The organism is Sphingomonas sp. PL20 (genome assembly GCF_017875905.1).
Lineage (GTDB): Bacteria > Pseudomonadota > Alphaproteobacteria > Sphingomonadales > Sphingomonadaceae > Sphingomonas > Sphingomonas echinoides.
On the sequence record NZ_JAGINH010000002.1, the window covers coordinates 1,195,829 to 1,208,302 of the forward strand.

Consider the following 12,474-nt stretch of genomic DNA (forward strand, 5'->3'; position numbering starts at 1 on the left):
CCTATTTGGAAAAGCTGCCACTACACCAATCGATCGCCTCTTTAAGACGCGCAGTATCGACTCTCTTTTCAGGATAACGGAGTTTCGCGTCAAAAATAATTCGAACTTCTCGTTCGCCTTTCAGAAAGTCGATCAAGGACACAGGGTCCTTCCAAACCCTATCATGCGAGGACTTTACCTCGATCTTCAATCTCGGATCATCTATTACAACGTCATTTTCATCCGGAGATTTGCCTGTATCGTCTCTTGGCAGGGCAAGCGTCCTGATGCGATAAACATCAGAGTGACCTATGACCCGACGAGCCGACAATATGCCGGGCTCATTTTCACGGACTGCATTGGCTGCAAGGTCCGCCTCATTCGGGAAGAAACGCACGCCAAACTCTCGGTGCCCGTCAGGGAATAGCTGAAACCAAAATGGCCCATTGTTGACGATACAACGTTTCGAGGCCGGTGCAGAGGTGGTGAAGGCGATCCAATTGCCAAACGTTGCCCTCATAGCTGAGCCCATTCCCGTGGGGATCTGGTCGCGGGCGCGAGCTGACGCAAAAGGCGTTCCTGCAATGTGAAGTGCCAGAAAGCCCCCAAGTAAGGCAGATGCTGTCGAGCGACGCATTGATAGTTCCTCTCATCCGTTCCCGCAAAGACGTTGGCCGGGGTGTAAGATTGCGCCTGCTGCTTGTCGCTTCGCTGGTTTCGTTTGCCTGGGTTGTTCCAACGCATCCGTTATCGACTCTCGATAATTTCCTAATAATCATTTGCGCATACGATGATAAATCATCGTTCTCGTCCCGCTTCGTAGATGCGCCTTTCGAGCGGAGAGAGCAAGTAATCGACGATACGCCGGGTATTCGTTTTGATCTCAGCAGTAGCGGTGAGTCCGGGTTGCAGTCGTTCGGTGCGACCATCGGCCAAGATCACCGCCTCTTTCAGTTCAATCTGCGCTTCATACACCTGTCCAAGCTTCTCTTCCATGACAGCGTCGCGACTTATGCCGATTAATTTGCCGTGAAGCAGACCATACCGGGTGAATGGATAGGCATCGAGCTTGACCATGACGTCCTGTCCTTTGCGGACAAAACCGATATCGCGATTGAGCACCTCGGCCTCTACAAAGAGGCGTGCATTGTCCGGGACTATAACGAGGATCGGGTCGGCTGGCTTGAGCACCGCACCTTCGGTATAGACCGCGAGTTGCTGCACCGTCCCGGCGACGGGCGCGCGTAGCATCTGTAGGCCCGAACGGTTGTTGGCCTTGGTCAGCTCCTCCTCGCGCTGGCGCACGTCGGCTTCCGCCTTGGCAAGTTCGGTCAGCGCATCGCGTTTCCCCTCCGCACGGATTTGTGCAGCCTGTGCTGAGAAGTCCGACCTGCTCGCCCGCGCGCGGCGCGCAGTCTCGCGTTCGATGACAATACGGCGCTCGTGATCGACCTGCTGCTGTTGGAGTTCGAGCTGGAGAATCTTGGACGATAGCCCCTTGTCGGCGAGGACGCCGCGCCGCCGAACGCGCTCCGCGAGCAGAGGCAGCGTGTCGGTCAAACGCCGACTTTCTTCGGTCGAACCAGCTTCCTGGGCGCGGGCCTCCTCGGCTTGTGCATCAAGGCTGGCCGTATGTTGCCGCACCTCTGCAAGCCGCGCCGCGATCAGGCTCTCCTGCGTCCCGACGACATCAGACGGCGCGCCGGGTGGAGCAATAAAGCGTGCCGACCCGCCTTGAAATCCGTCGAGCAGAGCATGTCCGCGCGCTGCGTCGATACGAGCGGACAATAGCGCCGCTTCGGCTTGAGCCTTATCCGCACCGGCCGTGGTTGGATCGAGCGCGACCAGAGCCTGGCCCGCAGCAACGTGTTGGCCATCGCGCACGTAGATGGCGCGAACAACGCCTTGATCGGCCGCCTGCACGAGCTTGTTATGGCCGGTTGCGACAAGTTTGCCGGGTGCGACTGCGACGACATCGACGCGCGCGAGGCAGGCCCATAGTATGGCAATCCCTACCAACGCGATCAGCACCCACAAAAGCCACGCCCCGAGCGGGTTGGGCGGCGTTTCCATCACTTCGAGGGCGGCTGGCAAAAACCGCGTTTCGCTGTGCCGGGTAGAGGTTGTGCGGCGTTCCGTCTCGGCCACCCAGCTATCGCGCAGGACATTCCAATGCCGGGCGACCGTTCCGCTCATGCCGTGACTCCATGGATGCCCATCTGGCGGGCATGAAGATCGGCATAGCGGCCCTTCAGCTTGAGCAGCTCCTCATGCGTGCCGGCTTCAAGGATCGCGCCCGCCTCCAATGTCACGATCCGGTGACACTGGCGTACCGACGACATTCGGTGCGCAATGATGATCACTGTCCGTCCCTGGGCGATCATCCGCAAATTCTTCTGGATGATTTCCTCGCTTTCGGCATCGAGCGCCGAGGTCGCTTCGTCGAGAATGAGGATGCGCGGGTCGGTGACAAGCGCGCGGGCAATGGCGATGCGCTGGCGTTGTCCACCCGACAGGTTCGCGCCGCGCTCGTCGATGCGCGTGTCATAGCCTTCAGGCAGTTCGAGGATGAAGTCATGCGCCCCTGCCAGTTGCGCCGCCGCCATTACGCCTTGCATCGCCATGGTGGGATCGGCGAGCGCGATATTCTCGCGCACCGAGCGGTTAAACAGAATATTGTCCTGAAGCACGACACCGATTTGCCGCCGGAGCCATGCCGGATCAACAAGCGCCAGGTCGACGCCATCGACGAGAACCCGTCCCTGGGTCGGCACATGCAATCGCTGGATGAGTTTGGCGAGCGTCGATTTACCCGAACCCGACGTGCCGACAACGCCTATGGTCTCGCCAGCTTTGATTGCAAGTTCGACTCCACGCAATGCTTCCGGACCGTCGTCCCGGTAACGGAACCGGACCTTGTCGAACACGATATCGCCCTGGATGCACGGTAGATTCGAGCGCGCGCCCGAGGCTGCTTCAGCTGGCGCGTTGAGAATATCGCCCAATCGTTCGACCGCGAGCCGCGCCTGCTGAAAATCTTGCGCCAGTTGGGCAAGTCGTAGCACGGGTCCGGACACCCGCCCGGCGAGCATATTGAACGCAACCAGCATCCCGACGGTCAAATGGCCGTCGATGACCTGTCCCGCGCCCACGAACAGGATCGCTGCCGTCGTCAGCTTGCCGATCAGTCCAATCGCCTGACTTCCCCAGTTGCCGAGCATGGCGGCGGAAAACCCGGCATCGACATAGCCTGCCAGCTGTCGCTCGAACCGCGCCTGCATCTGCGGTTCGATCGCTGCTGCCTTCAGTGTCTCTACCGCTGTCACGCTTTCGACGAGGAAGGATTGGTTTTCGGCACCGCGTCTGAATCGTTCATCGAGCTTGCGGCGCAGCCCAGGCAAGACCGCAAGGGAGACGATGACGTAGCACGGCAGGCTGACGATCACGACCCAGAACAAAACCGCCGAATAGAGATACATGACAGCAAGGAATACGACGGTGAACAATAGGTCGAGCACCAGCGTGATCGAGTTCGAGGTCAGGAACTCGCGTATCGTCTCCAGTTCCCGCACCCGCGCTATCGTGTCGCCCACGCGCCGCGCCGCGAAATAGCTCATTGGCAACGACAGCAGATGACGGAACAACCGACTCCCCAGTTCGACATCGACGCGATTGGTGGTGTGTGCGAAAAGATATTGACGCAAGCCGGTGATCGCCGTCTCGAACAGCGCGACCAGCAACAATGCGAGTGACATCACCTCAAGCGTCGTCAGTGAGCGGTGAACAAGAACCTTGTCGATCACGACCTGAAAAATGAGTGGCGACACCAGCCCGATGATCTGGATCACCAACGATGCGAGGATTACCTGGCCGAGCAACCCTCGATATCGCACCAGCGCCGGGATGAACCATGAGACGTCAAACTTGCGGCCGGCCCCGCTTACGCTGGTGCGAGTCGTCAGGAGGACCAGTTCGCCATCAAAAACGGCATTCCATTCGGCTTCGTTCAAGCGGCTGGACTGGCCACTGGCCGGGTCTTGCACAAGCGCAAGCGTGGGACTTGCCCGCACGAGGATTGCGAAACTGCCGTCCGATCGGTGTGCGATCGCGGGCAGCGGCAGCGTGGCGAGTGCCGCGAATGTCTGATTCACATGCTTTGCGCGAACGCCCATGCGTCGCGCGAGCCGAACGAGGTCGGCGGATGTCACTGCCTCGCTCGAGCCGAGTTCGTGACGCAGTTGGCCGGAATCGGACGCGATTTCATGGAACTGAAGCGTAACGACAAGCGCAATGAGGCCAGTATCGATTGGTGCGGTCGGTGACAGCTTGTCCAGTTCGACCCTCTCGTTCACGCCAACACCCCCAAGATCCTGACAATATCCTTACGGGTTGTTTTTGAAAGTCTTACGACAAATTTCGTGCGACTCTGGCTTGAGGCACAATCTGAGCTGTACGCATCGGGCCTGAAACGTGGAAACCATGTGCGTCGGACGATCGTTAGCGTCTCACATAATCCGAGCGCGAAAGTCTCCCGTATTGTAGTTCCGCGCGATCATCATTGCGAGCCGCTACAGATAGTGGGCTGTGATCGAAGAACTGCCCAACTCGCCCGCAGTTTCTCAGCTCGTTCCTTGTCGATCTCATTGACGACATACCAGCCCGCTTCAACACCGGTGGGATTATGAACCACGGGATCTTCGACGACTGTTATGCGAAAGAAGCGACCGCGCGGAGCCAGACGGATTTGATCCGAAATGCCGGCCGGAACATTGCCAATCACTGCATATTCGCTCGTATCCCGAAACGTAAATCGTTCAGCGCCTACGTCGAAGTGAAACGGCTCGAACTGGTTAAGCCGAAAAAGAACTCGCTCGCTCATCATGGGTTTACCTGTTTGGCGTGATCCGCAACCACTGGAACATTGGGCGATCGTTCGGCAAGATCGGCTGCACGGAGCGTAACGGAGGAAGCTCAGCGGAAAGCGCTTCGCAGCGCGCCAGCGGCAAAGCCTCAAGGCTCATTACTTTACCGATTGGTCAGCAACGATCCAAGAGCGTTAGCGGCTATTCATCGATCGGCGGCAAATGTACAACGCTGATATTGTTACCGAATAATACCAGATAACGGTCCGAATCCCCGAACGGTTCGACATGTTTTATTGCGCCAATGGCTAGGCTCGGCATCAGCCATATGTTCGACAGTTCACCTCGGCGATTCCAAAGTGTCACGGCGTTGTCGCTCCAAGATAGAAAGCCGATGCCGTCTTTCAGTTCAATTGCACCCCTGATCCAGCCCAAATGGTCACGCATCGATTCGCGCTCTTCGCCGTCGCGGTCCCAAAGTATGATCTCTTCATCGCTCCAAGATAAATAGCCAGCAGCACTCTCTAGCGTGAACGCTCCCAGAACGGAGTCTGTATGGCCGCGCAGAACAGCGCGTTCGTCACCCTCCGAACTCCAAAGTTGAAGTGTTTTGTCTTTGCTCCAAGTGAGAAAGCCTGTTCCATCCTCCAGTGCTAACGCCCCGGTGATGTCACCGTCATGCCCAAAGTATAATCGCTCATATCGGTCGCCCTCTGGCCCCCAAAGCAGCAGGGAATGCTCCCCGCGATTGCACCAAGAAAGAAAACCCACATCGGGTTTCAGCGGCAGAACGCCGTCAACGAGGAGGTGTTTGCCTCGTATCACGGCTCGCTCTTCGCCCGCCGGTCCCCACAGTCCCAGTTCGCCGTCACTGCTCCAAGACAAGAAGCCTGTACCGCCTTCAAGTATCGCAATGCCGTCGATATAGTCGTCAGGGTGCCGCATGACCGCGCGTTCAACGCCGAACGGACTCCAAAGCCGAATATCATGCATGTCTCTGGATAAAAAACCCGCACCCTTCTTTAGCGCCAATACGTCTCTTACGGGTTTCGCGTGGCCGCGTAGTGCCGGACCAACTTCACCTGCCGGTCCCCAGAGCCGCAGTGTGCTATCCTCGCTCCACGATAAAAACCCTGCACCACCCTCCAGCGCCAGCGCGCCATGGACCCATCCGTCGTGACCGAGCAGGGGCGCGCGTTCATCTGCGGATGGTCCCCAAAGCTGTAATGCGTGCCTGCTCCAAGACAGGATGCCCGCGCCATCTTCCAATGCAATCGCATTATTGAGCATCTCTTGCCGGCCGAGCGCCACCAGCGAACTCGTGAGTTCAGAGCGCTTGCAACCAATGACAGGGGAATATTCCGGCCCATGGATCAAATTGCTATCGTGCATGAGCTGACGCCATGCATTGGGCATTTCTAGTGCTGTCGCGTGGGTGATGAGAGGGTGATAGTTCTCCCAGAAGCGCAGATGCCGCATCGGATCAGAACTATCTGCTATTTGGAGAAGCCAATCGTCTTTGGCTTTCCAAACCCAGGTTTTCCAATCGGACAGCATGCGCTGCGGACAATCTTCCGGCCCCAAAGCGGCCAAACGCGCGGAAATAAAGTCCGGGTCAGATAGAAGTGTGGCGAGATCCGAAGAAGAATTGGCCTGCGCCAAGTGTTCCGGGAGATGCCGGAACGCGTAACGCGGCCACTCGGAAAAAGGCTCGACGAGAGCTTTCTTACAGAGGTTGGTCAGCGCCCCTTGCTGCTGATAACCAATCGCTTGTCCGAAGATATGAGCTAGCAGCGGATGCGCGAAGCTCAGAAGCGGCGCGGCCCTTCGATCCGCACTTTCGACCAGAGTCAGCCAACGCATTAACTGGGGCGGGAGCGCGTCCGGGAAGATGCGGTTGCCGATCAGCGTGGACATCTCGTCGATCGGCATCGCCTCGCGTGCAAGGGTCAGAAATGCAAATATGGGTTGAAAGTCGGGCCACCGTTCGAGCCTTTTCAGCCGCCTAAATTCCGCTTCCGCAAAGCCAATGAGCGAACCTTGCGTTTCCCCAAGGTCAACATTTTCCCCCGTTTTCGCAGATTCGACCGCACTTTCCGCCATATAGCGAACGAAAAGGGGATATCCGCTGCCAGATGAGCGGAATATTCTCTCTGCTAGCCCGTCCGGTGCGACCAAGTCCTCGGCATCGAAGCGTTGATCGACCAACTCTTCCACATCGTCGAACGGCAGCATTGCAAGCGACTGGCGAACAGGCCGATGAAATCTAGCCATGTCATCTTGGAGCCACGGAGCGAGATAGGGTGGGATTACGGCGTCGTCGGCACGCGCGGTGACGATGACACAGACGCGCTCACCGAGTTGCGCGGGCAGAAAACATTCTATCGTGCCATTGGCCTCGTCAATCCCGTCAAGCCAAAGCACCAAGTGCTGACCATCTGGCGGCGCTTTTGCGAGCAACGCGACCAATGCGTCGAAATCGCCCGCTTGATCGATTGGTTCATTGAAAACGGTCGCGACCTGATAATGCAGATGCGCGTAGATGTTTTCCAGTGAGGTGGTCGTTTGCCCAGTCGAGGTCGAACAAAAATGCCTCACGACCCGGCGATTGGCGACCATTTCGGCCAGATGGCACCAACGAGCCGCCAACGCGGATTTGCCAAAACCTGCGGGCGCGGCAATGACTAGCAAGCCTTGCGAGCCGCCTGCCATGCGCCGGTTCACAAAATCCTCAATAGCCTTAAGGTCACTTGACCGACCCGCGAAAAATGAAGTCAGGCGAGCTGCCACCAGCGCGGAATTTTGCCTAGCCGCCTCGGCCTTGAATTTGTGCGTTTGGCGATGCGTGAATGTCACAGCGTCGAGGTGTTCGGGAAGCTGCTTAGTCAACTCTTCGGAATGAGCCGCTTCCTCGGCAAGAGCCTTTTCAAGTTTAGCTATCGCCGCGCTGATCGAAATATTCGCAATATTATTGCCCTTGCCGGCACTACGTATTCTAGCCTCTTTGAGATCATTTTCCCATCGCTTGAACTGAACCTCTCCATTAAAGAGAAGTCTTGATATTATTTTGGCCTTTCCTTCAGAAGGAGGATATTTCTGATATTTCCCGGTATAACTGCGGTATTTCTTATACGGCCCATCGGGATCAACACCTTTGTCATCTTTAAACACTTCATCTCTAAATGCTCTTATATCCCAAGGAGTTGCGCCCCGCTGGGTTGGACTTCCTCCCGGGCGCGTCCACCAAACCTCTAAATGCCAAAGAAGCAGGTCTGCATAGGTGCCGCTCTCAGGATAGGTTGGGGGATTAGCCGACATTCTCTCATCCGTCGCCAAGTCGCCTTACCCTTCCGTTCAGCGGTCTCGGTGCGGTGCATAGCAGCCCGGCATTCCGGATAGAACGGGCAGCAGTTTTTCTAGACACTGTTAATGATATGTAATATCATTAAATCATATTTATGGCTAGTGGTGGCGAAGTTTGGGTTTTGAGTAAGATCAACGATCTCGCAAATCGGTGCGGGATCAATCCTGTCGAGGCCGATATCGACTTAAAATTCGTATCTCCTGATGATAATGAAGCTGATTGTTATTATTATATCGGCGCCATGGATGGCGGATATTCTAGTGATGATGCCAAGGTTCAGAAGTTTTGGGCATTGCTTGGCCTGGACGATTGCGGTGAGAGACGCGTGGGCACGCTGAGCGAAGTTGACGAAATTGTTGACCGGGCGTTATCTCTCGCGCCGCGCTGCCGAACCACTGATAAAAAGAGTTCTGGTCCCCCGACGCGATAGGCGTCAGCCTGCCCATGGACCGGCCATCGTTCAGAGTAAGAGGCTGTTTCCTTTTGTATCCGTTTGTGCGCCTGCACGGATGCCCTCCCTCCGCCCAAGGTCCTTTCACCGAGCATTTCTGCCGGCGACGCTAAACCGAAAGGACGGTGAGAAAATTGCGCAAAGTTTACCTAGCTGCGGCTGCGATGGTGGCGACCACGGTCGTTATCACTTGGACCCTCAGCCTGTTCGCCACGGCACAGCCGCCGGTGGCATAACTAACTAATAAACAACAACTTAAAACCTTGGGCGCGCGGACTTTCCCGCGTGATGGCTTCGTGCGCCCAAATTTTTGGAGAAACGCGATCATGCTCTACCCCAAATGTCCCAAATGCGGCGGCACCACCGAGACTGCCGAGGCTAATGATTTCGAGCGCGGCGCGCGCGGTGCCGGACAGATGCTTCGGCATCTATCGCACCGGCACCCCTACCTCAAAATGGCCCATCTGGCCGTGACGGTCGGTCGCGAGGTTTACAAACGCGTGCCGGGCGGCGGCGAGAAGCAATGCCTCGCCTGCGGCCACCGTTTCCACTGACCCTCATTCGACAAGGAACTCACCATGTTGAACTGTCCCCAGTGCCACTCACCCAATGTAGTCTCGAACAAGCCGCTAACGTCCGCGCATATCGCTCGGGCGACGGACGCAGCGCGATTCCTCCAGACATTTGGCGACCGCCGCTGGAGCGTACTCGCTGGTCTGGGAGCGCTCGGAATGCAGGGCATCAACGCGCTCTACAAGGAATGCCGGTGCCAGAATTGCGGCGCGACCTTTGATTCAGATGGCGACCATGCGCCGGCAGTCTGAACGGGCGTGCATTGGCAAATAACCTGACCTCGGGCGCGCGGCTTGCCGATAGCGGTTTCGCGCGCGCCACATCTTCGGAGAATGTACATGTACGTGACCGATTGGATTGCCACGCGCGGGCATCATGATCCCGTGATCTGCCCCGCTTGCGGCGCGAGCGATTACGAAGACTGCCATATCGACCTGCATCTGCACCGGGAATTGGTGCACGAGGCGGATGGCTTGGTGCAGGAAGGCCGCACCGAGGAAGCGGTCGATATTCTGAGCGCGCTTTATGCGCGGCACATCGCCAACTTTGTGCGCCCGCGCTGGCGGTGCCTGTGCTGCGGGGTGAAGTTCGATGCGTGATCGCTTCGCCAATGGCTTCGCCGCAGCGGTGGCGGACATCCGCCAGAAGCTGCTGGAAGAAGGATGGTTCGGCAAGGCGGTCACGCCGCGCAGCCAAACCATCACCGTCAATTCGCCGGGGGAGCAATCTCCCGGCGAACGGCTTGGCTGGTTCAAACGTGATGAGCGCTCGCACCAGTCACCCACCCCCGAACATGATCGCGGTGAAGCGGCCAAGGACCCCAAGGCCCAGGATCGCGGCATCGACCTATAGGAAGCTGCCATGGCTAAGCACCTGAGCGCGCTCGACGCGCCACTGTTGCAATTATCGCCGTATGACCATTGGGATGGCAGAGCGGCGAACAGTCATACCCTGATTTTGGGCACGACCGGCTCCGGTAAATCGAGCGCGAGCTACCGCCACGCAATCCTCGGTGCGCTCAAACTCGGTGCGGGCGGGTTGTTCTGCATAGCAAAGCCCGAGGATGCCGAAGCAATCCGCACCTATTGCGCCGAGGCGGGTCGCCGCGACTCCCTGATCGGTTGGGACGGGCGCAATTACGGCTTCAACGTACTTGCCTACGAGTTGGCACGCACCGGCAGCATCAACGCCGTGATCGACTTGCTAATGGCGATGCTCGAGATCGTGCGTGAGTCCGGGTCGAGTTCCGGCAAACCGGGCGATCAATTCTGGACGGATAGCGCTCAGCAGATGCTCCGCGCCGTTGTACCCATCGCCTATGCGGCAGAGGGAACGGTGCGCAATAGCACTCTGCTGGCGATTGTTCGAAGCGCGCCCATGTCGCTCGAACAAATGCGCGACCCGAAGTGGCAAGCGGATTCTGTGTTCGGGCAAATGTTCAATGCAGCCGCCAAACGGTTGGCGGCGGGACCGATCCCCGGCTTCGATGCGGAGACCGGCCAACGCGCGATGGACTATTGGGAAGAGTTCTGCACCCTCGATGCGAAGACAGCCGGGAACATCCGAATCTCGGTGACGACGTCGTTGTCGCGGTTCGAGACGGGTATTCTCAAAGACGCCCTTTGTGGGGACCTTGATCTGTTCCCCGCCGAACTGATGATGTCGGGCGCGATCATTCTGATGAATGTGCCGGTGCAGGTGCATGGCGCTGACGGCGCGATCCTGCAAAAGATCACAAAGCACGTCGTCTACAAAGTGATCCTCAGCCGTAATGCGATGCCCGAGGCGATGCGTGTACGACCGCTAATAATCGGCGCGGACGAATGTCAGAATTTCCTTTTCCGGGACGCCGAGGCCTTAGCGCAAATCCGTAGCTCGATGACGATGGTCATCTTCGCCACGCAGAGCCTGCCGACCATCAGGGCGATGATCGGCGGTGACCATCCGCATGACCGAACGGAGCACCTCGCTAGCGCCTTCAACAATATCGTGCTGCATTCTTCGGCCTGCGCGGAGACCAACGAATGGTTCGCCCGCAAGCTGGGCCGCACCCAGCATATGCGCTGGAGTTCCAGCCAAGGCTCAGGTGGTGGCGAAAATTACGGCCTGAACATGGGTGAAGGTACGAACTACGGCACGAACAGTAGCGCCGGGTCGAGTTCGAGCCACGCAAGCGGTGGCTCGTCCTACGGCTCGAATTCCAGCACCGGCAGTTCGCATGGCGGCAGCGATAATTGGGGCCGCAGCCGGGGCGGCAATTCGAGCTGGAACAACAGCCAATCATGGTCGGAGCAGACCGATTGGGTGATCGAGCCGGGCTTCTTCGCACGCGGATTGAAAACAGGCGGCACCGCCAACCGGGGGCGCGTGACCGCTATCTGGTTCCGCGCGGGCCACTGTTTCGCTGCGACCAACAGCAATTTCCTGATGGTGGAGTTTCTGCAGAAATGAAGAAACCAGCGATCAAAACGATGGTGATGGGGCATCCGGCGGTGGCCGTGCCGCTGAGGCTGATCGGCGGCATCACATTGCTCGCCGGCTTTCATGCAGGCAATGTCCTCATCGTCATCTTTGCCGTGGCGATCCTCGGAACCATCCAGAAGGCGAGCGCGGAAGCCAGCGCGTACCGGGCATGGGAGCGCGAGTGGAATGGGCTGGCCCCGGCCACGCCGCGCCAACGTAGGCGCGTCTGGGGTCGGGCCATCATCCTCGCGCTGGGCGCGGCGTTGTTTGGCGTGATGCTTAGCGGTGGCGCATCCGTATCCGACGCGGCGATATGCATGGGCCTCTTGGCGGGCGGTATCGGGATCATCGCCATGGCGCTGCGGTTGGCGACCTGCTGCTTCAAGCGGCGGCGGCCGCGACGCACCAGGTCATTCGTTGTCGCGGTCGTGGCTCGCCCGGGGATGGCGGTGCCGAGCCTTGCCGATGCCTACCGTGCGCTGCCGCCCTACTGCCACGCGCTGTTGCGGGGGCAGCAATGAGCAATCACGCAACTCCTGATTGCGCCCGCTCGGGCCGGATGGACTCGAGCGATCGGCGTCGCTCTACGCCAAAAGCGACAGCGAACGAAGCGCTTACAATTCGGTATTATCGAATTGTTAACCATGTTGTGCGCACAATAAGATCAAAAGGCCTTCCGCAGGAGTTCACGTTCGACACCACTTCAGGTGGCGAACGTAGCTGTGAACTCTTCCCGCGGGATAGACTTCTGATCTTAGGAAGCGGCCACAGGGCACGCCACG

Annotated in this window: 11 protein-coding genes; 6 read left to right on the forward strand and 5 right to left on the reverse strand. The window is 58.2% G+C overall.

Features of this window, described 5'->3' with window-relative positions:
* Position 1: 1 nt before the first annotated feature.
* The 5 genes from H4W01_RS05655 to H4W01_RS05675 form a co-directional block, all read right to left on the reverse strand.
* A complete protein-coding gene (locus H4W01_RS05655; RefSeq protein ID WP_209610236.1) occupies positions 2-616 on the reverse strand; it encodes a hypothetical protein in 615 nt (204 codons plus the stop codon).
* Positions 617-777: 161 nt separating this feature from the next.
* Entirely contained in the window at positions 778-2,175 is a 1,398-nt protein-coding gene (locus H4W01_RS05660; RefSeq protein WP_209610237.1) for an HlyD family type I secretion periplasmic adaptor subunit, read from the reverse strand.
* Positions 2,172-4,331, reverse strand: a complete 2,160-nt coding sequence (locus H4W01_RS05665) for a type I secretion system permease/ATPase (RefSeq protein ID WP_334685167.1) — start codon at positions 4,329-4,331, stop codon at positions 2,172-2,174. Before H4W01_RS05665 ends, H4W01_RS05660 begins: the two co-directional genes overlap by 4 nt.
* A 203-nt stretch (positions 4,332-4,534) precedes the next feature.
* Positions 4,535-4,861, reverse strand: coding sequence for a hypothetical protein (locus H4W01_RS05670; protein ID WP_209610238.1), 327 nt, complete (start codon positions 4,859-4,861; stop codon positions 4,535-4,537).
* A 181-nt stretch (positions 4,862-5,042) separates the two neighbouring features.
* The gene (locus H4W01_RS05675) at positions 5,043-8,012 is read right to left on the reverse strand and encodes a hypothetical protein (protein ID WP_209610239.1); all 2,970 of its coding nucleotides are present in this window, start codon (positions 8,010-8,012) and stop codon (positions 5,043-5,045) included.
* A 287-nt stretch (positions 8,013-8,299) separates the two neighbouring features.
* On the opposite strand from H4W01_RS05675, the gene H4W01_RS05680 reads away from it, so the two are divergent.
* The 6 genes from H4W01_RS05680 to H4W01_RS05705 all read left to right on the forward strand — a co-directional run bounded on the left by H4W01_RS05680 (position 8,300) and on the right by H4W01_RS05705 (position 12,213).
* Positions 8,300-8,635 carry a hypothetical protein gene (locus H4W01_RS05680; protein ID WP_209610240.1) on the forward strand — a complete coding sequence of 112 codons (336 nt, stop codon included), beginning with the start codon at positions 8,300-8,302 and terminating at the stop codon, positions 8,633-8,635.
* 347 nt (positions 8,636-8,982) lie between these two features.
* The gene (locus H4W01_RS05685; protein WP_209610241.1) at positions 8,983-9,210 is read left to right on the forward strand and encodes a hypothetical protein; all 228 of its coding nucleotides are present in this window, start codon (positions 8,983-8,985) and stop codon (positions 9,208-9,210) included.
* 357 nt (positions 9,211-9,567) lie between these two features.
* Positions 9,568-9,828 carry a hypothetical protein gene (locus tag H4W01_RS05690; protein ID WP_209610242.1) on the forward strand — a complete coding sequence of 87 codons (261 nt, stop codon included), beginning with the start codon at positions 9,568-9,570 and terminating at the stop codon, positions 9,826-9,828.
* Complete coding sequence (locus tag H4W01_RS05695) at positions 9,821-10,081, forward strand: hypothetical protein (protein WP_209610243.1); 261 nt, start codon at positions 9,821-9,823, stop codon at positions 10,079-10,081. Before H4W01_RS05690 ends, H4W01_RS05695 begins: the two co-directional genes overlap by 8 nt.
* Positions 10,082-10,090: 9 nt before the next feature.
* Positions 10,091-11,680 (forward strand): type IV secretory system conjugative DNA transfer family protein, encoded by a 1,590-nt coding sequence (locus H4W01_RS05700; RefSeq protein WP_209610244.1) that lies wholly within the window; start codon positions 10,091-10,093, stop codon positions 11,678-11,680.
* Positions 11,677-12,213, forward strand: coding sequence for a hypothetical protein (locus H4W01_RS05705; protein ID WP_209610245.1), 537 nt, complete (start codon positions 11,677-11,679; stop codon positions 12,211-12,213). The genes H4W01_RS05700 and H4W01_RS05705 overlap by 4 nt, the downstream gene beginning before the upstream one ends.
* The last annotated feature ends 261 nt before the right edge of the window (positions 12,214-12,474 follow it).